The following is a 20,254-nucleotide window of genomic DNA, read 5'->3' on the forward strand; positions in this document are numbered from 1 at the left end:
GACGAACGTGTTTGTGAAAAGTTTCAAAAAATTTAAAATTCCCTGTGCTCCCGCGTCCAGCTATCTATATAGTCGGCAATTTCCCGGGTATGGGTGCCGGGCGGGAAGAGTTTTCCCACGCCGAGGGCGTACAGTTCCTGCATATCCGTGTCCGGGATGATGCCGCCGCCGGTCAGCAGCACATCGTCCATCCCTTTTTCCTTCATCAGGGCGATGATTTTCGGGAATACGGTCATGTGCGCGCCCGACAGGATGCTTACGCCGATGGCGTCCACGTCTTCCTGCAAGGCTGCATTCACTACCATTTCCGGCGTCTGCCGCAGTCCGGTATATATCACTTCCATCCCCGCATCGCGGAGGGCGGAGGCGATCACCTTGGCGCCGCGGTCGTGGCCGTCGAGCCCAACTTTGGCTACCAGTACGCGAATGGGACGTTGATTCGGGTTGACCATAATTCCTATAATTGGATTGTAAATGTAGTATTTTCCCCGAAAGTGCGGCAAAAGCGTGTTTTCAATTATATTACCTTTGCAATTCGGATAAACTGCCAAATATGAGCGAAGAAAGATCACTGAATTTTCTGGAACAGATCGTAGAAGAAGACATTGCCAAGGGCATAAACAGCGGGCGGGTGCTCACGCGCTTCCCTCCCGAGCCTAACGGCTACCTCCATATCGGCCATGCCAAAAGCATTTGCCTCAATTTCGGGCTGGCGCAGAAATACGGCGGCCAGACCAACCTCCGTTTCGACGACACCAACCCCGTTACGGAAGACACGGAGTATGTAGACTCCATCAAGGAAGACATCCAATGGCTCGGTTTCCAATGGGCCAAAGAGTTATATGCGTCCGATTACTTCGAACAGTTATATCAATACGCCGTGGAGCTTATCAAGAAAGGCTTCGCGTATGTAGACGATTCCTCCGCCGCCGAGATCGCCGCGCTGAAAGGCACGCCCACGGAGCCGGGGAAAGACAGCCCCTACCGCAACCGCAGCGTGGAGGAAAACCTCCAGCTCTTCGCCGACATGCGCGCCGGCAAATACCCCGACGCGGCCAAAACGCTCCGCGCCAAGATCGACATGGCATCCCCCAACATGCACATGCGCGATCCTATCATGTACCGCATCAAACATGCGCATCACCACCGCACCGGCGACGCCTGGAGCATCTACCCCATGTACGACTTCGCGCACGGGCAGAGCGACAGCATCGAAAATATCACCCATTCCATCTGCACGCTGGAATTCATCCCGCACCGGCCGCTGTACGACTGGTTCATCCAGCAGCTGGACATTTTCCCGTCCCACCAATACGAATTCGCCCGGCTGAACCTCAGCTATACCGTGATGAGCAAGCGCAAGCTGCTGCAGCTGGTGAACGAAGGCATCGTGCGCGGATGGGACGATCCCCGCATGCCCACGATCGCTGCGTTCCGCCGCCGCGGCTACACGCCGTCGAGCATCCGCACCTTCGCGGAAAGGGTCGGGATCCAGAAGCGCGACAACATCATCGAGCTCGGGCTGCTGGAATTCTGCATCCGCGAAGAGCTGAACAAAACCGCGCCGCGCGTGATGGCCGTGCTCGACCCGATCAAACTGGTGATCACGAGCTATCCCGAAGGGCAAACCGAGGAACTGCAGGCAGAAAACAACCCGGAAGATGCGGCCGCCGGCCATCGCAACGTGACCTTCAGCAATACGCTGTGGATCGAGCGGGAAGATTTCATGGAAAATCCGCCCAAGAAGTTCTTCCGCCTCGGCGTGGGGCTCAAGGTGCGCCTGAAATACGCTTACATCGTGGAATGCACGGGCTTCGACAAGGATGAGAACGGCAACGTGACCACGGTTTACGCCACCCATATCCCCGAAAGCAAATCGGGTGCGGAAGGCAGCGCCATGAGCGTGAAAGGTACCATCCACTGGCTGAGCGCGGCACACGCCAAAACGGCCGAAGTTCGTTTGTACGACCGGCTTTTCACCGTGGAAAACCCGGCTGGCGCGGAAGGCGATTTCAAAGACCTCATCAATCCCAATTCCCTCGAAATCATCGAAAAGGCCTACATCGAGCCGTTCCTGGCCGATGCGAAGCCCGGCGAGCGGTTCCAGTTCCTGCGGAAAGGGTATTTCGTGGCCGACGTCGAGTCTACGCCCGGAAAACCCGTGTTCAACCGCACGGTAACGTTGAAAGACACCTGGGCCAAAGAAGCCAAAAAAGCATAACCGGACTTCACCGAAATAGAAAAAGGCCATCCACTGCGGATGGCCTTTTCGTTTATGCGGTCGTGTTATACTATTTCAGCATTTCCAGCGCGATCATGATACGGTCTATCGTTTCATTTTTGCCGATGGTAGCGGCGATATCGAATACGGGAGGGCCGAATTTCCCACCGCAAAGCATGATGCGGAAAGGCAGTTGCAATTCTCCCGGCTTGATGCCTTTGGCGGCGGCCAGCGCCTTGAAACCTTCTTCCAGCGCGGCGGCGGAGAAGTCTTCCTGGCTGAGCAATGCGGCAGTCCATTCTCCGAAGAAAGCCTGTTTGTCCGCATTCCACTTGGGTTTCACGGCATCGAGGTCATATTTTTCGGGGCGGATGAAGAAAAAGAACCCATGGTCCCAGATTTCATTCACGAAATGGCAACGCTCCTTTACCATGCCGGCGATTTTTTCCGCGTAATCCGCATCGGCCGATACGCCCTTCGCTTCCAGCACGGGGAAGAGCAGCGCGGCGAGGCGGTCGTTCGGTGTGCGCATGATCCATTCGTGGTTGAACCATTTCGCCTTGTCGTAATCGAACTTGGCGCCGCCTTTGTGGACGCGGGAGATGGAGAATTTTCCGATCAGTTCCTCGATGGTAAAGATTTCCTGTCCGGAGCCATCGTTCCAGCCGAGCATGGCCAGCATATTGATGAACGCTTCGGGGAGGAAGCCATTTTCGCGGAAGCCACGGGTGAGATCGCCGGTTTTGGGATCGGTCCAGTTCATGGCGTAAACGGGAAAGCCGAGGCGGTCGCCGTCGCGCTTAGACAGTTTACCGTTGCCATCGGGCTTCAGGATGAGCGGAAGGTGCGCCCATTGCGGCATTTCGTTGCCCCATCCCAGGTATTGCCAGAGCAGGATATGCACCGGGGCGGAGGGGAGCCACTCTTCGCCACGGAAGGCGTGGGTGATCTTCATGAGGTAATCGTCGACCACCACGGCCAGGTGATAGGTGGGCATTCCATCGGCTTTCAGCAGCACTTTATCGTCAACGATATTGGTCTGGAAGGTAACGTCTCCGCGGATCATGTCGGTGAACGTCACTTCCTCGTTTGTCGGCATTTTGATGCGGATGACGTGGGGCGTCCCTTTATCGAGGAGGGCTTTCACTTCGGCCGCTTCCATATTGAGCGAGTTGCGCATGTGGCCGCGGATGGCGTGGCCGTATTGCGGGGAATGGTTGCCGCGGGCACGTTCCACTTCCTTCATGGCTTCCAGCTCTTCGGGGGTGTCGAACGCGTAATAGGCGTTACCGGAGGCGACGAGCTGTTCGGCGTACTGGCGGTACAGGGGTTTGCGCTCGGATTGGCGGTATGGGCCGTATGGGCCGCCTTTCAGGGGGCTTTCATCAGGCTCCAGCCCGCACCAGCGGAGGCATTCCACGATATATTCCTCGGCGCCGGGCACAAAGCGTGTCTGGTCCGTGTCTTCGATCCGGAGGATAAACTCACCGTTGTGGTGACGGGCGAAAAGATAATTGAACAGCACCGTGCGTACGCCGCCGAGGTGAAGTCCGCCCGTAGGGCTCGGCGCAAAGCGCACCCTTACTTTATTGTGACTCATACGGCGCAAAAATAATAATTTCGGGGCAGGGAACGATCACGCTAATCCGCTTAACATGTTCTATTTTACGAAAACACCCGGCTTTCTGAAGTCGCTCTACAAAAGCTGCACCTGGAATTTCTCGCCTGCCGTACCGGCGGTGTACCTGACGTTCGACGATGGCCCGCATCCCAAAGCCACGCCTTTCGTGCTCGAACAGCTGAAAAAATACGATGCGAAGGCCACGTTTTTCTGTATCGGGAAGAATGTGGTGGAGCATCCTGCCATCTACCAGCAGATTTTGCTGGACGGGCATGCGGTCGGCAATCATACCCATAACCACCTAAATGGCTGGAAAACGGCTACAGACAAGTATCTCGCCAATATCAAGGAAGCGGCGCAATACATCCGTACCAAGCTGTTCCGTCCTCCGTACGGCCGGATTTCACCGTTCCAGATCAAGGAGTTGAAGAAGGAATACCAGATTATTATGTGGGACGTGCTCAGCGGGGATTTCGACACGGAGATCACGGGCGAGGCCTGTGTCCAGAATGTGGTGTTTAAGCTACAACCCGGTTCCATCGTGGTTTTTCATGATAGTGAGAAGGCCTGGGACCGGATGAGTTATGCGCTGCCGCGGGTGCTGGAACACTGTAAGCGCCAGGGCTGGGAGGTGAGGGCGATCGTGTAGGGGGAGATATTGTAAACGGCAACGCCGCATGCCCGGGAGGGTCATGCGGCGTTGCTATTATCGGGCCCGATTACGGGTTACAGGGTAATTTCCTTGGTTTTGTCGCCTACGGTGAGGGTGGCTTTTTTGTCGCACTCGCCGTTGCCGTAGTTCAGTTTGCCGCTGTGGCCGTTGAGGGTAACGGTTACTTCGCCAGACTGGATCCAGGGGCAGATGAGGCCGCGTTTCAGCGGGGTGGTGATGGCTACGGTAGCGGTTCCCAGGCTGTCTTTCAGCAGGGCGTTCCCAGTGATCTCGAACAGATCATCTTTCGTGTCTACCGTGTTGTTGTCTTTATATTCTACCGTGCGGGTGCCGCTGTAGGTGGCGGTGTAGCCGTTGGGATAGGTCACTTTGCCGTCGGTTACCGCGTAAGTGAAGGTTTTCTTCGCGGAGAGCCAGCTGGTGGTGGTAATAACAACTGTGCCTTCCACCTTGATGCCGTTCACGAAATAGTTTTCGAAGGTAACGGTGGCTTTGGCGTCTTGCAGCCAGAGGATGCTGGTGAGCTTGATTTTGAGTTTGCCTTTGCGGGTGATGCCGCGGCCGTCTGTACAACCGTTCTCGAAATCGATCGTGAGCGTTTTGGGATAGGTGAGCACATCGCCCGGTTCGGCGGTGAAAACGCCGTAGCAAACGTTCGGATTGGGATCGGTGTCTGCCTGTTCCGGCGCCTTACGGCCCCCGGGAGGCAATTCGCGGCGGTTATAGTCGATCGATGCGTTGAACACATCTTCATATATGGCGTTGACGTTGGCTTCGGAAACAGCGGCGGAGATGGTGTTGTTGTCTTTCTTGTCGTCTGCCCCGGATTTGGCGTCATCTTTCTTGCAGGCGAAGAAAATGGTGATGGCGCCGATGGCGAGCGCAGTAACAGACAGCACCTTGTTCGTGTTAAAATAGTGTTTCATCGTAGGAGGTTTTTTTATAGGTATTGGCATAGTGAGACTTACCTTTGACGGACGGTTTGCCTCAAATATTAAATTTTTCTCGAAATTAAAGATAAACAATTAACTGAAAAAAACAATATATAATGAACTGGATTGACACGCACGCCCATTTATATTCCGATAACTTCGACTCTGACCGGCCGGAGATGGTGCAGCGCGCCATCCGGCAGGGGGTTGGGACGATGTTGCTTCCCAATATCGACGAAGATTCCATCGGGGTGATGCTGGCGCTGGAAGCGGCTTTCCCGGAACATTGCCTTCCCATGATGGGGTTGCATCCCGTTTATGTGAAAGAAAACGTCGAAGAGCAGCTGGCTATTGTGCGGAAGTGGCTGGAAGCCCGGAAATTCTGGGGCGTAGGGGAAATCGGGCTGGATTTTTACTGGGATAAGTCGCTCCAGGAGCAGCAATACCACGCTTTCCGCAGCCAGATCCAAATGGCGCTGGAGTTCGACCTTCCTATCGCCATTCACAGCCGGGAGGCCACGCGGGCCTGTATCGACGTGGTGAAAGAGCTGCACGACGGGCGGCTTACCGGCGTGTTCCATTGTTTCTCGGGCACGCGCGAGGAGGCGGAGGAGATCATCGGCCTGGGGTTCTACCTCGGCATCGGCGGCGTGGTCACGTTTAAAAAGTCGGGCCTCGACGCCATTGTGGCACAAATCCCCCTCGAGCACATCGTCCTGGAAACCGATGCGCCCTACCTGGCGCCTGTCCCCTATCGCGGCAAAAGGAACGAAAGCAGTTACATTCCGCTGATCGCGCAGACGGTCGCAGATGTAAAAAATCTAAAAATTGAGGATGTGGCTTCGATTACCACTGCCAATGCACAACAATTATTCAAAATGCTCTAACTGATTCCGCGGTACATTTGCATGCAATTCCATAGCATTACATGACGAAGATTCTCATCATCTATACCGGGGGCACCGTGGGGATGATTTACGACGAAAAGACGACCGCGCTGCGGCCCATCGGTTTTAACGAGATCAGGAACAATCTTCCCGAGCTTTACCGGATGGGAATTGATTTTTACGTGTACGCATTCAATCCGCCGATGGACTCATCGGATATGCATCCCGAAGTATGGTCTGAGCTGGCCGGTATTATCGAAGACCGGTATGAGCGATACGATGGTTTCGTGATCCTGCACGGTTCCGATACCATGGCGTTTACCGCGTCGGCGTTGAGTTACATGCTGGAGAACCTTTCCAAGCCCGTGATCCTCACCGGCAGCCAGTTACCGATCGGCAAGATCAGGACAGACGCCAAGGAGAACATCATCACCGCCATGGAAATCGCCAGCACCAAGGCGAACGGGCATTGTATGGTGCCGGAAGTCTGCATTTATTTCGACTTCATGCTCTTCCGCGGCAACCGCGCCAAGAAGTACAACGCCGAAAAATTCGAAGCGTTTTATTCCATGAACTATCCCGCGCTCGCAGAAGCCGGTATCGATATCAAGTACAAGCAGAATTTCATGCTTCCCGCGCCCACGAAGGAGTTGAAGGTGCACAAAAGCATGGACAACAACATCGGCGTGCTGAAGATTTTCCCCGGCATCACCCGCCGCGCGGTGGAAGCGATCGTGAACACGCCCGGCATGCGGGGCCTGTTGCTGGAAACCTTCGGCAGCGGCAACGCCACCACGCAATCCTGGTTCACCGAATGCCTGCAGAAAGCGGCAGACAAGGGGATCATTATGGTTGACATTACGCAGTGCGACGGTGGTTCCGTGGAGCTCGGCAAATATGAAACGTCGACCCACCTGCAGAAGATCGGCGTAGTGAGCGGGCACGATATGACGTTTGAGGCGGCCACCACTAAACTGATGTTCCTGCTGGGGCAGAACCTGCCGCCCGCAGAGATAAAGCGGCTGCTGGAAGTGCCGCTGCGCGGGGAACTGACGCCTTCTGAGCCGGTGATTGAGTAGCGGCCGGTTTTTGCGGTATCCTTATATTTGCTAAAACCTTCACCATTTAACCATGCAACGCGATTTCAGCAATCTCAAAAGACCACTTCAGCCTATGCCCGAATATATTGCGGAAGCTTTACAGCGCGAGGGGCTGATGGAAAAATACGAAGCCCGGCCAGCTTATCAGCAAAACGATTACCTGTCCTGGATCACCCGCGCCGTTCGCGAAGAAACCCGCGAAAAGCGCCTCCGGCAGATGCTCGACGAGCTGAAGAAAGGCGGGGTTTATATGCGGATGGCCTACAATGGCCAATAAATCCGAAAAATAAATTGGAAAGTTTCAACAAAAGTCTATCTTTGCAACCCTGAATTGAATAATTCAACCGCCGGAGGAGTGCAGGAGTGGTTGAACTGGCACGCCTGGAAAGTGTGTATAGGTGAAAGCCTATCAAGGGTTCGAATCCCTTCTCCTCCGCAAGCTTTAAATGCTCATTGACTTCGGTCTTTGGGCATTTTTGGTTTTAGGGCGTTTCCTGCAACAATACTTCCATATGCCGGTTTCGATTCATCATCCCCCGAACCCGTCCAACATGTCCAGCGAAGGCACGAAAAACAACGTACCTGTTTGCGCCGTACTGAAATCCAGGATCCGGTCGTAATTGCCTGGAGGATTACCGATGAACATATTCGTCAGCATCTTTTCCACGGTTGAAAACGTACTGGCATAGCAAATGAAATAAGTCCCCATTTCATTGGAAGAAACGTTGCCGAATGGCATATTGTCGCGCACGACCTTGAAATCGTCGCCGACATTGGCCAGCGCGATGTGCGAATTTTTCGGTTTCACGTCGTCGTCCATTTCGATGTCATTTTCCTTCGACCGGCCGATCACTTTTTCCTGCTCTTCGACGGGCAGCGATTTCCAGGCGGCGAGATCATGCAGGTATTTTTGTACGAAAAGATAGCTCCCGCCTTTGTAGGCCGAATCCTCCTCTCCTACCACCGCAAAAAATTCACGGTCCGCTCCATGCGGATTCTCCGTTCCGTCCACAAATCCCAGGATAGACCGGCTGTCCCAATACCGGAAGCCCTGCACTTCCACGGCGCAATCAGCGATTTCTTTCATGTGCGCGGAAATGACCGAAGTCATGTCGTAGGCAAGGCTTTTCTCATCCGCCCGAATATGAAAATGCAGGTCGCCCTTTGTGGAAATAGCCGCATGCTTGCTACCGGCAATGGTTTCAAAGTTTTTCAGTTCGCGCGGCAGTGGTTGGGGAAGGCCCAGTTTCAGCCAGGCGTCGTACCCGATCCCCAGCACGCAGCTCGCTTTTGCATCGGGGAAACGGTCGAGGGCGGAATTATTGAGATTGATCACCAGGGCACAGATCCTTCGGAAAACGGCGGTTACTTTTTCCGCCGGAACGTTTTCCCTGAAGTTCCAAACCAGGAACCAGGTATTATTGTTGGGATAGTCGGTAACATTTTGCGTGTGTACGGTCATGGGCAAGTCCGGATTATGCGAAAATGAATGTACGAAAGTATGGGGATTTAAATGGAACATCCTGCCGGGAAACGGCCACTACCAGGCATAAAAAAAGGCCTGTTCGCAACAGGCCCTTTTATGTGGAAAATCCAGATATTGTATTATGCCGCCGACTGATCGTCCACCTCGCCATCGGGCGCATTTTTCTTCACCGAATCGATCCCGCCGTCGCGGCTCGCTTCCGAGGAATATTGCTGGCTGGTGCCGATGATCTGGCCGTTGGCAGCTTTGAGGTTGAAGTAGAATTTCCCGCCGGCGTTCGTTTTCCGCTCGAAACGCTCGTCTTGCCGGGCATTGTTGCGAACGGAATCGATACCGTTCTGACAGGCTGCTTTGGAAGAATATCCTTCGCTGGTGAGGATAACTTCGCCGTTTCCGGCTTTCAGATTGAACTGAAATTCTCCGTTCGATCTTTTGGTGATGACAAATTTACTCATAGGATGTTGTTTTAGTTGATTCGAAAGTTAATAAAAATAAACAATCATTGCTACTGACATAAGGTTGTCTCACCCCATTATTTATTTGCATCAAAATTAGTTCCCATGGAAAAAATGGACCTTGCAAAAAAGTTCAAAACCTATTACAACGCCGTTTCCAAACCGGAAATCGTGGACTTCGGCCCGGCGCAATACCTTTCCCTGACGGGCTCCGGCGACCCTTCCGGCGAAGCGTTCGCCGCCAACATCGCCACCCTCTATCCAGTGGCCTATGCCATTAAATTCCGCTGTAAAACGCGTGAAAACGACTTTACCGTAGCCAAACTCGAGGGACAGTGGTGGTTCGACATGGACGCCCATCCCGGCCTTACGATGGCGGATGCGCCGGCCAGGGTGCCGCGGAGCGAATGGTCGTACCGGTTGCTCATCCGGCTTCCCGATTTCGTAACGGAAGAAGATGTTGCCGCCGGTATTGCCGCGGCGTCGAAAAAAGGGGTAGAAAAAGCGAAAGACGTACGGTTGTTTCGCATGCATGAAGGGAAATCGCTGCAGATGCTGCATAAAGGGCCGTTTAGCCGTGAAGGTGAGTCGCTGCAGGTGATGCATGAGTACATGGTGGCTCAAAACCTTTCCCACAACGGGCTACATCACGAAATCTACCTTTCTGACTTCCGGAAAACCGCCCCGGAGAAATTGAAAACGATTTTGCGGGAGCCGGTCAAATAATTCGATCATCCGCTCCTTCCCGCTGCAGGAGCCAATTTCCCAGTTCCAGTACATTTTGTGGCCTTGCGCCGGGGTCGATCATCCTGGCTGCTGCGGTACAGATTTCGGCGGGCGACATCCCCTGTTCGCGCATGAACCGGATGGAAGTGTCTCCTGCGGATTTGGAGAGTTTGTGGCCCGAAGGGCCTTCCAGCAGGGGGTGATGCCAGAAAACGGTCTGCGGGAACGGATTGGGCGGCAACAGCGACGCGAGATAGAGTTGGCCGAGGGTCGAAGGCAAAAGGTCTTCGCCCCTCACCACCAGGTTTACCCCGAATTGGAGATCGTCGGCCACGGAAGCCAGCTGGTACGCGGGCTCTCCGTTTTTCTTGCGCACCACGAAGTCGTACATGGAAGGCGGTAGCCGCATGGGTGGGCGCTTCTTCCCGATGGATCGCATGGGAATGATCGCATCCGGGCTGGTGATGAGCCGCCAGGCTACGCCTGGTTGATCGAGCGGGATGTTTTTATGGCGGCAGGTGCCTGGGTAGTTGCCGTCTACCAGTTGCGTGCGTGAGCAATCGCAGGCGAAGAGGTGGCCTCCTGCGCGGAGGGCGTCCAGGAATTCGGCGTAGCGCGCCATCCGCAGGGATTGGGACCAGTTGCCGGTGAAGTCTTCCGGATCGCGGGGGCCCTGGTGCCAGGGGATGTGCATGTGGTGGAGGGTATCGAAAATGTCCTGGAGGTACGCGGGGCGGAGGCGGTCGCGGTCGAGATCGTCGATACGGAGGAGGACCTTGGCATGTAAACGGTCTGCCAGAGCAATGGTGGCGGCGAACGACAGCAGGTTGCCCACATGCAGGAATCCGCTGGGCGTGGGGGCCAGTCGGGTGAGGCGGGGTGCCTGGGCGATGTGGGAAGTGTCGGAAAGCGGCATAAAAAAAATGATTTGTAAAATTACGGGACTTGTCGCTATATTTGCAACCCGGTTAACGGAATGGATCGGTAGTTCAGTCGGTTAGAATGCCGCCCTGTCACGGCGGAGGTCGCGGGTTCGAGTCCCGTCCGGTCCGCACGATTTAGAAGAGACCCGCGCTAGGCGCGGGTTTTCTGTTTTTAGTCGAGTATTTAGTCGAGTTCCCTTTTGTTTTCAATGTTCTTTACGGAGGTTAACAATTCATCTGAAATAAATAACATTTACAAACCTGCTTTTTAAATACCTGCTTTAGCATTTCAAAAAGCAGAAGTTCTGCAATACTGCAATACCGCCGTTCTTCCTCGTCGGCTGTGCGGGGATCTTTGTAAAATGCGCCGATGAGGTGCCGTTCAAATACGGCGGCGCTTCCCAGGTTAAGTCCCTTTCAATTACGGTATCGATTTCCTGCTTTCCGATTAACCAGTCAACAATTGCCGAGCTTAAGCCCTTACTGAACGAGGCGCTCCTCCGGGCGCTGGAAATGATGTGCAAAGCTGTCTTCTTCATCATAACATTCTTTGTTTATTTCCATATTGAATGAATATTCCTGATGGGGACACGGATACCCTATATTATTTACTTAATGCATCAGGCGCGGATCTGGCTAATTATTCTATTGATAATCAACATTATCGACTGCACATTTCAGCTAACCCCAATCATTTTGAATTGACCCTGAAATTGCTTAACTTTCAAGTAGTTATAACAACCTCATCTCTCCGTACTTCCTCCTCCACTTTTTTAGCCTTATCCTATACATTCTTCACCTCTAAGAAAATTTCTTTTATGAGAAAGATGTATCTCTTCGCGGTCATTGCATTGGCAACAGCCTGCAATACCGGCACCGACAAAACGAAGTCGGAAGCTGAAAAGGAACCTGTAACCGAACCGGTAAAAAAGGAGGTCGTTAATTATCCTTTCACGCCGGATTACTCTTCCGATTTTGAAATCGGCGATCCCAGGAACGCAATGACGCTCCTCAACATGTACAAGAACTGGGACAACAACACCATGAACAATTCAAAGGACTATTTCGCACAAACAGACACTATGATCTTTTCCGATGGTTCTATGTTTACCGGGAACCGGGACAGTCTTATCCTGATGGCTAACAACGTGAGGCGGCAAATGGGCACGGTGGTTGATTCTGTGCATGCCTGGGTACCGCTCAGGAGCAGGGATCATAATGAGGAATGGGTATTGATATGGACCCGTGAGATTTCAACAGATGCCAAAGGACGGAAATCAACTAAAGAACTGCATGAAATATGGAGGTTTGATAAAGATGGCAAGATCAACCTGATGTACCAATACGAGCAGCAGCCTCCCAAAATGCCGCCTCCTCCGCCGAAAAAGAAATAATTGCATGACAGTGCGCTAACGGCGTTAATTATCAGGCTTTAATGCAGGAAGGTACGGTTGACCGTACCTTCCTCATTCATCCGGTGTAGAAACAGACAGCTTATAATTTTCTTTTTATCCTGAACTGGCCGGATATTTCTTTCTTTGGAGGGTTGTAACTACCATCCTGGTACCATACTTCAGCGGTAAATTTACCCTCCACATAACCTCCAACTGCATCGTACCGTGTAATGGTTACCCCCCGGAAGAATGTTGTAATTCGCAGGTTGGACAGGGCGTTTTGCTGGTAACCCAGTCCCATTCTTCCGTTCCTCCAATGTGCATATAGCTTTGATCGTCATCCAGTCCGTAAGGGTAGGAGCGTTGCCCGAAAGAATCTCCCAACAACCGGATCAGGATAAACTGACCTCCGCTCATTTCCGCATTGATGTAAAAGTTATCCGCTTCCATTTTGAGACATTCATTAGTAGTGCAATCAGCTGATTTGTTTTTGTAGACGATGCCATCCATTGTATAGACCAGGAATTCGTCTTCCATAACAGTCAGGGGAACGGTCAGGATGGCCTGCCTGCTGTAATCTTTCTTCGCCGTATTCCAGACGGGAACGTAAACACTCACCAGCTCCGGGTTTACGGCAGACAGTGCGGTGGGAGCGGTATACAAGCAATTGATACCGTCCGGCTTCAGTTTCCCTGCGCCCGCGCCCATTTTCCATTGTATACGCGGTATCTGCGACCGGATATTGTATTCTACATACGCTCCAATCGGCGGATCTTTTTCCAGCGAGTTAAGCAATATTTCATGATACATCAGCTTTAAATGCGCCTGCTCACCAACTATTAACTCACTGCGATCCGTTTCTATTTTTAGGGATTCAACGTAAGTCCAGTCACTAAAATGGGTGGTATGTGCCGTAAGCGTACGTGCAGCCTCGTCCCTTTCCGTATCCATGACCATCCGGAAGAAGCCGGTCGAATCCTGGTATGCCAGGTGCAGCAGGTCAGGAGCGGTGCCGGCGGTTTCCGATGCCTCGTACCTGAATACAACTATTACCGGCTTTTTGAATTGAATATGCTCCGGCAGTAGTCTGAATGCGTTACGGGATGATCCGGTTAATGTGTTTTCAATGGGTTGAATGCTGAAATTGACGGGTGTGCTGACAGCTCCCGCTGGGATGACCAGTTGCACACCGTTTGCCTGCAATGTACCGCCACCGGTGCCAATGGTTTTGGTTACGGCCGGTCCCACTATGACACCGGCGTTTCTTTTAACCGGTTTGATAACCTGGTCCTCAATTTCAGCCGGCGACTTTTTACAGGCCATGAACAATGAGATGAATGTCAATAAAAGGAATGAATGAATTAGCTTCATAAAATGCGTGCTTGTGTTTTTTTCGGGGTAAATACCGGATGCAAAGGAAAATAAAAGGCGGACAGGTGAAATTTGGTTGATGCGCGAATTGTAACTTCCGATGCCTGAATTGTAATAAACACTGCCGGCATTGTATTTACCATCGGCGCAGTGCCAGCCTTACAAGGGGAAGAGGTTACAAACTATCTTCTTTTCCCTATTTTTGCCGTGACATGGCAAAACAAACCGTTTTCAGTCTGACCAATGCACTGCGTGGCAACAAGCTTACCCGTTATGACGTAAGCGTACTATTTATCGTGTTGCCTTATTACTTTATCATTGCAATGCTCATCTGGGGGAAGGAGTATGTGACCGATCCGGGCGTTTTCCTTACAACCACAGCCATCATATTGGGCGTTTGGCCCGCATCCTGGTTTATACATTCAAAAGCAGGGTACATTATCCGGAGCTTTTTCCTGAAGTAAACCAGACAAGCCCGCGTGTATTGGTAACCCTGGCCATCTTTATACCCATAACCATTTTCATAAACTATCTTATTCTGGTGATGTGTTGCAGTGCGGCAGGGCGGCCGTATATGCCTGAAAAATTCGGTAGCATATCTTTAGCTGGTATAATATTGAATATTATTGCCACCGCTGTATTCGAAGGCACTTACCTGTTAAAGAAATGGAAAGCATCGCTCATTGAAGCCGAGAAGTCAAAGAAGGCCTCCCTGCAAAGTGAGCTGGACAATCTGAAATCACAGGTGAATCCTCATTTCCTGTTCAACTCCCTGAATTCATTATCCGCCCTCATTTCCGAAGACCAGCAGAAAGCAGAAGAATTTTTATATGAAATGTGCAAGGTATACCGCTACCTGCTACAGAACAACGAACATGAGCTTACCGCCATACATGTGGAAGCCGCGTTTCTGAAGTCTTACTATTATTTGCTTAAAACAAGGTATGAATCTGCCATCCAACTGGATATTGACATTCCAGATCAATACAGTAATTGGCAGATCCCGCCTTTCACGCTGCAGATGCTGGTCGAAAATGCGGTGAAGCATAACGTAATTATGGAATCCAATCCCCTTATTATCCAGGTATATACCAACGATAACGAAGAGTTGGTTGTCCGTAATAACCAGCAGGCGAAATCAGTTTCCGTACAGTCTAACAAAATAGGGCTAAAGAACATTCAACGCAAATACCAGCTACTGTCTCAACGCAGTGTTGCCATAGCGCCGGGCGACCAATATTTTACCGTAACGCTTCCCCTGATTAATCCCGCTACTTATGAAAGTAATAATCATTGAAGATGAAAATCTCGCAATTAAAAGACTGATAAAAATGATTGCCGGGACAGACAATAACATTGAAATTATTGCCACGCTCCGGAGCATATCAGAAAGCGTAAACTGGCTGAAAGCACATCCGGCGCCGGAATTGATATTTATGGATATTGAGCTGGCAGACGGGCAGTGCTTCGAGATCTTCAACCAGGTTACAGTGAACAGTCCGGTTATCTTCACTACTTCATACGACCAGTACATGCTGCGGGCGTTTGAAGTGAACAGTCTGGACTACCTCCTGAAGCCTGTAGAACCCGAAAGACTGGTAAAGGCATTAAACAAGCACAAAACCCTTCAGTCACATTATGCCAGTCGAACTTCGCCCAATTTGAACGTTGCCCGGTTGCTGAATGACCTTCGGGAGAACCTTGACAAACATCAGTATCGCAAACGGTTCCTCGTAAAATCCGGGAATAAACTGGTAAGCATACAAACGGAAGATATCGCTTATTTCTTCCGGGAAGGCAGGATCACATTTTTCAAAACTTTCACCAACAGTAAGTATATAACTGATTATACGCTGGAAGAACTGCAGGAAGAAATGCTTGATCCGGCTGATTTCTACAGGATCAACCGCTCAACGTTAGTATCCATAAAATCCGTCAAAACAATAGAGAACTTCCCGGGAAACAGGCTGCACCTGGATCTTGTCCCCGCTTTTGACAAAGATTCCGTTGTAAGCAGGGAAAAGGTATCAGCTTTCAAAGACTGGATTGGCAAATAGCACCGTTCCCATTTAAGCACAGATTTCCACGGTTGGCTCGCTACAACTTACGACTCCGTCATCCTCCTCCTGCGGCTAAGTTTGTAATGAAATAATTTTGCGCATCAACTAACGTGGAAACAAATATGAACAGATTAATCCCGGCTTCAGCATTTGCAGCGTGCTCTTTAATAGTGTTGCTTTTTTCCTGCAATTCAGTTAATAATGATCCCCCCGGCGGAGTGGCTTCAGATTCCGCCGCCCTGGTAAATCGGGGAGCATACCTGGTCACCATCGGGGGATGTAATGATTGCCATTCTCCCAAGCGGATGGGTAAAATGGGGCCTGAAGTAATTCCGGAGACACAACTTTCCGGCTACCCTTCCAGCCGCCCCCTTGCGGCCTTTGACACAGCGCTGGCTAAAAAAGGCATCGCGCAGTTCAATGAAGATATGACGGCCGCCGCAGGGCCATGGGGTATTAGTTTCGCTTTAAATATCACCAGCGATGTAAGCGGCATCGGCAACTGGACCCCTGAGAATTTTAAAACCGCCATGCGGCATGGTAAACTGAAAGGAGCTGAAAAAGGCCGCACACTGCTTCCCCCAATGCCCTGGACAAACTATACGCAAATGACCGATGAAGATCTCAATGCCATATTCAGTTATCTGAAACAAACAAAACCCGTTAAGAACTTCCCCCCGGTACCGCAGCATTTTTAGCAGAAAGGCCTTCGTATGAAGGCCTTTCAACCCGGATTTTGCCGCTTCCCATGAAACTATGTATCTTAGGGCAGCCCCAATCAAACAACTTATGCATACCTTCTTCAGAACCGCGGAACTCACGGATATTAAACAAATGCAGGTAGTGAGGCACCTGGTGAAAGAAAACACCCTCAGCAACCCCGATCTTGTTACGGATAAAGATGTGGCGTATTATATCACCGAAAAGGGGAAGGGCTGGGTTTGTGAGGCTGATAGACAGGTTATAGGCTTCTCCATTGTAGACCTGCAGGAGAATAGCGTATGGGCCTTATTCGTAGACCCGGCTTACGCTGAACAGGGAATAGGAAAGGAGCTGCACCGGCTGATGCTGGAATGGTATTTCCGGCAAACGCAAAGCACGCTGGTACTGGGAACCGCTCCCAATACCCGGGCCGAACGGTTCTACACCCTCCAGGGCTGGTCGCCCGCCGGCAGCTACGCCAACGGGGAAAGCAAGTTCGAACTCACGTACTCCGACTGGGCCCGGCGTAACCCCGCAGAAAGTTAAAATCCCGTAACTTTGCGCCTTTATAAGCGTGTATATGACACGTTCCGTGTGACGATAACCACCAAACCACTACAGTCCAGATTCAAATAACAAACTCCGCTTTCTTCCTATTTGATGATCAGGAAGCAGCTGGCGCTATGGCTGAAAACATCGTCTTTAACCCAAAATAAACGAGAAATCGAATGGGTAGAATAGCTCGCAGCATGATAAACGTGATTCTAGATTAAAGAGACCGCCACAATCTGGTCTCTTTGACTCTCTGAAGGATGAAAATGTATATTCGATTGATACAAAAGTGTTTGACCTATTCTTTTATTTGAATTCAAATTCAAAAGTTCGATAATCGTCCCTCCCAGCCCGCAGAAGGGGACAAATCATGTAAAAAGTGATTGTCCCCTTTTTCGTTTTTTGTCAGATCCCGCTGTAGTTGGGCGATACGGGCGAATAGCGGGTTGATATTTTCGGTTCGATAACCCTGTTTTTTGCGATCGTAGAAAGCTAATAAAGCTGTTTGTTTATTCAAACATTTTAAAATCTCCGTCAGCAGCAAAATAATCTTCTGTATCTTTCATAATGGAAACATATCTTATAACATCATCTTCCACATACATATCATACTCATTGTTTAAATTATAATGATTACAAACCGGACAGATGTCGGTTTCAAGTATCCTGTATACTTTAACCTACAATGCCCCCATGATGCCTATATCATAAGTTCCGATCTCCAACAGCATACTGGTGCTGCCAGGTGTCTCCATACTTAAACTGAGCCTTCGCGTCATATGTATTTTTGCAAACCCTGGCATTATTATTTATTTTACTATCTATTATACTAGCATCGTTTAACCAGACTTTCGACATATGCTAGCCGCTGCTTCCTGCAAACTTTTATGGGTACTTCAGAATCTGCAAGGGTTCTTTATCGCAATGAGGTTATTGCATAATTAAAGATTTCCTTTTTATTGATTGGTACATTTGAGTAACCGTATAACAAATTACCATTCTTTACCTCTTTCCAATAATTTCCTTTTTCATCGGTACCAGTAAAAGAAGCGGTATCAGACATAAATCTTCTATTATAATCGCTCTGTTCCCTATTTATCAGCAACGCATTTAATGTTGCACTCCCAGTGAGGTTAGATATATATATTACTGAAGAATCGGCATACCAGTAACGGTGCTCCTCTCCTTCGCCGCCAGCCGTAATTTTGACTAGCGTTGCCCCCTTAGGAATGCTCAAAACTACTTTTTGTCTTTGAGTACCACTATAATATTCAAATCTCACTTTGTCTGTTTGTTTAATTACTGCACAAGATGTGAAGCAGGTCAAAATAATAAAAGCAATTTTCATTGTATTAAATTTATGTTTACCAACCTGAAGGAACCCATGTCGGAAGAATAGGATTGTTACTAGCATCCAACATTCTAGGTGGCAGTCCTGTAATATTATCAGCATTATCTTGTACACGATAATACTCCCTTAAAGGTAACCTCATTTGTTGCCTCACAATGTTCTCTTTATATGTGGCCTGCCATTCATCGTAATTCAAGCCGTTACTAAGCCTACTTATCTACAACTACCTGATTATTGCGGACCCAAACATGGAAACCATGTGACCTGTCACGCAGCTCATACAAATTTTCCTCTAATGAGTTTAACCATTGCTTGAACTCATTCGCTATTATGGCAGTCAAATCATTTTTTATCCTTTTATATTCAGGCAACGGAACCGCGTGGATACTTATGTTAATTGTTCCTGGAGAGGCGAACTGTCTTTCTTTCTCACCTTTGTAATGCGCGCCGAACAAATAGTCATATCCCTTTCTCGGGAAATAATCAACATATTCGATTTTGGCAATATCAAATTTTGATTCCAGAATTATTTGTTCAAGAAAAGACGACTTCATGGGATATGCCAGCGTTTTCGGCAACTTTGCTTTTTGTATTCTCAGATGCATATAGGGATGAGTTAAACTGGGAGTCTTCTACTAAAATTAGTCAAAATAAAAGTAAGTTCGATAACACGCAAAAGGGGACAAATCATCAAAAAATGATCGTCCCCTTTTTCTTTTCCTTGATGTCTTCGGTTCGATAATCTTTTTTACTTTATCTCTTTCTTCCCAAAACCCGTCTCAATACCAGGAGGATCATCAATCAACGATCCGCCAGCTGCGCGGGGTGCATACGATTGTTTGTTATTTTCCTGCCGCCCTTCCCTTTCCGTTTCCGAATCGGACTGAAGCATCAGCTGCGTTTCATTCGATCCTGAAAAGTAATGCAGCTCCATGGTATACGTTACCGGCTCCAGCTTCCAGTTGCCGTTCTTTACCAGGCTCCCCATCCGCTGGTCTTCCCGCTTTTCGCCTTGCTCCACCATCCACCTTTCCCCTGCCTGGGTGTGATGGTAAGTTTATCGCCGCTCAGCTTCCAGGAACCGGTTTCGTAGACGTACTGTATCTCTTTTGCATACACCGCCCAGTTCTTCATCCGGAACAAATAAGTACCATCACCATAAAATGCATATTCCTTCCTGAAATAACCACCCGAAGGCTGCGGAAACCCATTCGCATAACCACTGGTCTCAATGGTATAGCGGACCCATAAGCCTACAATAGACGCATTGCTACCACTTTGCGCACTTGCAGCCGGACCGGCTTCCGCCGCTTCCGCCAGATCCAGGGAATTCAGCAACGATAGCAGTTCCTGCTGATACTTGTCCGTATTGGTCAACAATACCACACTGGCCATTTTCCCGCCACCGGTTGCCGTCATCAATGTAGCCAGGCCCTTTTGGCCGGCGTCGGTATAGTGGGCCGTTCCGGAAACTACCTCCCAGCCCTTTACCCTTTCGGGGCTCAGCATGCCCGGCTCTTCATTGACCTGAACCGTACCTTTTACCAACTGCGCCCATTCGGCTTTGAAGTTTTCGTTTGCACCTGCCGCCGCCTCCTTTGCCTTCAGTATGATCGCAACGGCATAAGCTCCGGACTGCTTATCAGAAACCGACAATTGCACACCGCCTTCACTTCGCTGCTGCTGCCAACCCTGGGGCATCGTATAGGAAATAACGTCGAAACGTTGCTGCTGCGCAGCGATGGTCGTGCAGGTGAATAGGAGTATCGTAAAAAATAATGCTTCCCTCATATATTCGTT

The 20,254-nt window shown here is 50.3% G+C and carries 23 protein-coding genes and 2 tRNA genes; 13 read left to right on the forward strand and 12 right to left on the reverse strand.

Translation table 11 applies throughout. From position 1 onward, the window contains the following. Positions 1-32: 32 nt before the first annotated feature. The gene (locus WJU22_RS02595) at positions 33-452 is read right to left on the reverse strand and encodes a cobalamin B12-binding domain-containing protein (RefSeq protein WP_341841730.1); all 420 of its coding nucleotides are present in this window, start codon (positions 450-452) and stop codon (positions 33-35) included. A gap of 101 nt (positions 453-553) precedes the next feature. On the opposite strand from WJU22_RS02595, the gene WJU22_RS02600 reads away from it, so the two are divergent. Beyond that, positions 554-2,221: a glutamine--tRNA ligase/YqeY domain fusion protein gene (locus tag WJU22_RS02600; RefSeq protein WP_341841731.1), complete on the forward strand. Its 1,668-nt coding sequence runs from the start codon at positions 554-556 to the stop codon at positions 2,219-2,221. Between the two features lie 70 nt (positions 2,222-2,291). On the opposite strand, the gene gltX is transcribed toward WJU22_RS02600, so the two are convergent. Continuing rightward, the gene (gltX, locus tag WJU22_RS02605) at positions 2,292-3,821 is read right to left on the reverse strand and encodes a glutamate--tRNA ligase (protein ID WP_341841732.1); all 1,530 of its coding nucleotides are present in this window, start codon (positions 3,819-3,821) and stop codon (positions 2,292-2,294) included. 55 nt (positions 3,822-3,876) lie between these two features. Between gltX and WJU22_RS02610 the strand changes: the two genes are divergently transcribed. Beyond that, positions 3,877-4,491: a polysaccharide deacetylase family protein gene (locus WJU22_RS02610; protein ID WP_341841733.1), complete on the forward strand. Its 615-nt coding sequence runs from the start codon at positions 3,877-3,879 to the stop codon at positions 4,489-4,491. Positions 4,492-4,568: 77 nt separating this feature from the next. Here WJU22_RS02610 and WJU22_RS02615 read toward each other — a convergent pair whose 3' ends face one another. Beyond that, positions 4,569-5,441: a hypothetical protein gene (locus tag WJU22_RS02615; protein ID WP_341841734.1), complete on the reverse strand. Its 873-nt coding sequence runs from the start codon at positions 5,439-5,441 to the stop codon at positions 4,569-4,571. A 122-nt stretch (positions 5,442-5,563) separates the two neighbouring features. On the opposite strand from WJU22_RS02615, the gene WJU22_RS02620 reads away from it, so the two are divergent. From WJU22_RS02620 to WJU22_RS02635, 4 genes are all read left to right on the forward strand, one after another. Further along, complete coding sequence (locus WJU22_RS02620; RefSeq protein ID WP_341841735.1) at positions 5,564-6,334, forward strand: TatD family hydrolase; 771 nt, start codon at positions 5,564-5,566, stop codon at positions 6,332-6,334. Positions 6,335-6,375: 41 nt separating this feature from the next. Further along, positions 6,376-7,413, forward strand: coding sequence for a type I asparaginase (locus tag WJU22_RS02625; protein WP_341841736.1), 1,038 nt, complete (start codon positions 6,376-6,378; stop codon positions 7,411-7,413). Positions 7,414-7,465: 52 nt separating this feature from the next. Then, complete coding sequence (locus tag WJU22_RS02630; RefSeq protein ID WP_341841737.1) at positions 7,466-7,711, forward strand: YdeI/OmpD-associated family protein; 246 nt, start codon at positions 7,466-7,468, stop codon at positions 7,709-7,711. A gap of 72 nt (positions 7,712-7,783) precedes the next feature. Then, positions 7,784-7,870 (forward strand) — tRNA-Ser (locus WJU22_RS02635). A gap of 93 nt (positions 7,871-7,963) precedes the next feature. Here WJU22_RS02635 and WJU22_RS02640 read toward each other — a convergent pair. After that, positions 7,964-8,896 carry a Dyp-type peroxidase gene (locus tag WJU22_RS02640; protein ID WP_341841738.1) on the reverse strand — a complete coding sequence of 311 codons (933 nt, stop codon included), beginning with the start codon at positions 8,894-8,896 and terminating at the stop codon, positions 7,964-7,966. A gap of 143 nt (positions 8,897-9,039) precedes the next feature. After that, complete coding sequence (locus tag WJU22_RS02645; RefSeq protein WP_341841739.1) at positions 9,040-9,375, reverse strand: YegP family protein; 336 nt, start codon at positions 9,373-9,375, stop codon at positions 9,040-9,042. Between the two features lie 105 nt (positions 9,376-9,480). Between WJU22_RS02645 and WJU22_RS02650 the strand changes: the two genes are divergently transcribed. Beyond that, positions 9,481-10,101: a GyrI-like domain-containing protein gene (locus WJU22_RS02650; RefSeq protein ID WP_341841740.1), complete on the forward strand. Its 621-nt coding sequence runs from the start codon at positions 9,481-9,483 to the stop codon at positions 10,099-10,101. Here WJU22_RS02650 and WJU22_RS02655 read toward each other — a convergent pair. Then, entirely contained in the window at positions 10,094-11,017 is a 924-nt protein-coding gene (locus WJU22_RS02655) for a glutamate--tRNA ligase family protein (protein WP_341841741.1), read from the reverse strand. The genes WJU22_RS02650 and WJU22_RS02655 overlap by 8 nt on opposite strands. Positions 11,018-11,079: 62 nt before the next feature. Here WJU22_RS02655 and WJU22_RS02660 point away from each other — a divergent pair. After that, positions 11,080-11,153 (forward strand) — tRNA-Asp (locus WJU22_RS02660). 152 nt (positions 11,154-11,305) lie between these two features. Here WJU22_RS02660 and WJU22_RS02665 read toward each other — a convergent pair. After that, on the reverse strand, positions 11,306-11,566 hold the full coding sequence (locus WJU22_RS02665) for a hypothetical protein (protein WP_341841742.1): 261 nt from the start codon (positions 11,564-11,566) through the stop codon (positions 11,306-11,308). A gap of 27 nt (positions 11,567-11,593) precedes the next feature. On the opposite strand from WJU22_RS02665, the gene WJU22_RS02670 reads away from it, so the two are divergent. Next, positions 11,594-12,418, forward strand: coding sequence for a hypothetical protein (locus WJU22_RS02670; protein WP_341841743.1), 825 nt, complete (start codon positions 11,594-11,596; stop codon positions 12,416-12,418). Between the two features lie 234 nt (positions 12,419-12,652). Here WJU22_RS02670 and WJU22_RS02675 read toward each other — a convergent pair whose 3' ends face one another. Further along, the gene (locus WJU22_RS02675; RefSeq protein WP_341841744.1) at positions 12,653-13,789 is read right to left on the reverse strand and encodes a hypothetical protein; all 1,137 of its coding nucleotides are present in this window, start codon (positions 13,787-13,789) and stop codon (positions 12,653-12,655) included. Positions 13,790-14,186: 397 nt separating this feature from the next. Here WJU22_RS02675 and WJU22_RS02680 point away from each other — a divergent pair, with 397 nt between their 5' ends. The 4 genes from WJU22_RS02680 (at position 14,187) to WJU22_RS02695 (ending at position 17,097) form a co-directional block, all read left to right on the forward strand. Next, positions 14,187-15,086: a sensor histidine kinase gene (locus WJU22_RS02680; protein WP_341841745.1), complete on the forward strand. Its 900-nt coding sequence runs from the start codon at positions 14,187-14,189 to the stop codon at positions 15,084-15,086. Then, positions 15,067-15,846, forward strand: coding sequence for a LytTR family DNA-binding domain-containing protein (locus WJU22_RS02685; RefSeq protein WP_341841746.1), 780 nt, complete (start codon positions 15,067-15,069; stop codon positions 15,844-15,846). Before WJU22_RS02680 ends, WJU22_RS02685 begins: the two co-directional genes overlap by 20 nt. Before the next feature lie 125 nt (positions 15,847-15,971). Then, positions 15,972-16,547 (forward strand): diheme cytochrome c-553, encoded by a 576-nt coding sequence (locus WJU22_RS02690; protein ID WP_341841747.1) that lies wholly within the window; start codon positions 15,972-15,974, stop codon positions 16,545-16,547. A 91-nt stretch (positions 16,548-16,638) separates the two neighbouring features. Further along, on the forward strand, positions 16,639-17,097 hold the full coding sequence (locus tag WJU22_RS02695; protein ID WP_341841748.1) for a GNAT family N-acetyltransferase: 459 nt from the start codon (positions 16,639-16,641) through the stop codon (positions 17,095-17,097). A 922-nt stretch (positions 17,098-18,019) separates the two neighbouring features. On the opposite strand, the gene WJU22_RS02700 is transcribed toward WJU22_RS02695, so the two are convergent. The 4 genes from WJU22_RS02700 to WJU22_RS02715 all read right to left on the reverse strand — a co-directional run bounded on the left by WJU22_RS02700 (position 18,020) and on the right by WJU22_RS02715 (position 20,245). Beyond that, the gene (locus tag WJU22_RS02700) at positions 18,020-18,451 is read right to left on the reverse strand and encodes a hypothetical protein (RefSeq protein ID WP_341841749.1); all 432 of its coding nucleotides are present in this window, start codon (positions 18,449-18,451) and stop codon (positions 18,020-18,022) included. Positions 18,452-18,663: 212 nt separating this feature from the next. Next, positions 18,664-19,059, reverse strand: coding sequence for a hypothetical protein (locus WJU22_RS02705; protein WP_341841750.1), 396 nt, complete (start codon positions 19,057-19,059; stop codon positions 18,664-18,666). Positions 19,060-19,202: 143 nt separating this feature from the next. Beyond that, on the reverse strand, positions 19,203-19,388 hold the full coding sequence (locus WJU22_RS02710; protein ID WP_341841751.1) for a hypothetical protein: 186 nt from the start codon (positions 19,386-19,388) through the stop codon (positions 19,203-19,205). A 38-nt stretch (positions 19,389-19,426) separates the two neighbouring features. Then, positions 19,427-20,245, reverse strand: coding sequence for a hypothetical protein (locus WJU22_RS02715; protein ID WP_341841752.1), 819 nt, complete (start codon positions 20,243-20,245; stop codon positions 19,427-19,429). Positions 20,246-20,254 lie beyond the last annotated feature (9 nt).

It is taken from the genome of Chitinophaga caseinilytica (genome assembly GCF_038396765.1).
Lineage (GTDB): Bacteria > Bacteroidota > Bacteroidia > Chitinophagales > Chitinophagaceae > Chitinophaga > Chitinophaga caseinilytica.

Coding starts and splice junctions, on each gene's coding strand:
- WJU22_RS02595 (WP_341841730.1), bottom strand. CDS start 452: ATGGTCAACCCGAATCAACGTCCCATTCGCGTACTGGTAGCCAAAGTT.
- WJU22_RS02600 (WP_341841731.1), top strand. CDS start 554: ATGAGCGAAGAAAGATCACTGAATTTTCTGGAACAGATCGTAGAAGAA.
- gltX (WP_341841732.1), bottom strand. CDS start 3,821: ATGAGTCACAATAAAGTAAGGGTGCGCTTTGCGCCGAGCCCTACGGGC.
- WJU22_RS02610 (WP_341841733.1), top strand. CDS start 3,877: ATGTTCTATTTTACGAAAACACCCGGCTTTCTGAAGTCGCTCTACAAA.
- WJU22_RS02615 (WP_341841734.1), bottom strand. CDS start 5,441: ATGAAACACTATTTTAACACGAACAAGGTGCTGTCTGTTACTGCGCTC.
- WJU22_RS02620 (WP_341841735.1), top strand. CDS start 5,564: ATGAACTGGATTGACACGCACGCCCATTTATATTCCGATAACTTCGAC.
- WJU22_RS02625 (WP_341841736.1), top strand. CDS start 6,376: ATGACGAAGATTCTCATCATCTATACCGGGGGCACCGTGGGGATGATT.
- WJU22_RS02630 (WP_341841737.1), top strand. CDS start 7,466: ATGCAACGCGATTTCAGCAATCTCAAAAGACCACTTCAGCCTATGCCC.
- WJU22_RS02640 (WP_341841738.1), bottom strand. CDS start 8,896: ATGACCGTACACACGCAAAATGTTACCGACTATCCCAACAATAATACC.
- WJU22_RS02645 (WP_341841739.1), bottom strand. CDS start 9,375: ATGAGTAAATTTGTCATCACCAAAAGATCGAACGGAGAATTTCAGTTC.
- WJU22_RS02650 (WP_341841740.1), top strand. CDS start 9,481: ATGGAAAAAATGGACCTTGCAAAAAAGTTCAAAACCTATTACAACGCC.
- WJU22_RS02655 (WP_341841741.1), bottom strand. CDS start 11,017: ATGCCGCTTTCCGACACTTCCCACATCGCCCAGGCACCCCGCCTCACC.
- WJU22_RS02665 (WP_341841742.1), bottom strand. CDS start 11,566: ATGATGAAGAAGACAGCTTTGCACATCATTTCCAGCGCCCGGAGGAGC.
- WJU22_RS02670 (WP_341841743.1), top strand. CDS start 11,594: ATGAATATTCCTGATGGGGACACGGATACCCTATATTATTTACTTAAT.
- WJU22_RS02675 (WP_341841744.1), bottom strand. CDS start 13,789: ATGAAGCTAATTCATTCATTCCTTTTATTGACATTCATCTCATTGTTC.
- WJU22_RS02685 (WP_341841746.1), top strand. CDS start 15,067: ATGAAAGTAATAATCATTGAAGATGAAAATCTCGCAATTAAAAGACTG.
- WJU22_RS02690 (WP_341841747.1), top strand. CDS start 15,972: ATGAACAGATTAATCCCGGCTTCAGCATTTGCAGCGTGCTCTTTAATA.
- WJU22_RS02695 (WP_341841748.1), top strand. CDS start 16,639: ATGCATACCTTCTTCAGAACCGCGGAACTCACGGATATTAAACAAATG.
- WJU22_RS02700 (WP_341841749.1), bottom strand. CDS start 18,451: ATGAAAATTGCTTTTATTATTTTGACCTGCTTCACATCTTGTGCAGTA.
- WJU22_RS02705 (WP_341841750.1), bottom strand. CDS start 19,059: ATGCATCTGAGAATACAAAAAGCAAAGTTGCCGAAAACGCTGGCATAT.
- WJU22_RS02710 (WP_341841751.1), bottom strand. CDS start 19,388: ATGGAGCTGCATTACTTTTCAGGATCGAATGAAACGCAGCTGATGCTT.
- WJU22_RS02715 (WP_341841752.1), bottom strand. CDS start 20,245: ATGAGGGAAGCATTATTTTTTACGATACTCCTATTCACCTGCACGACC.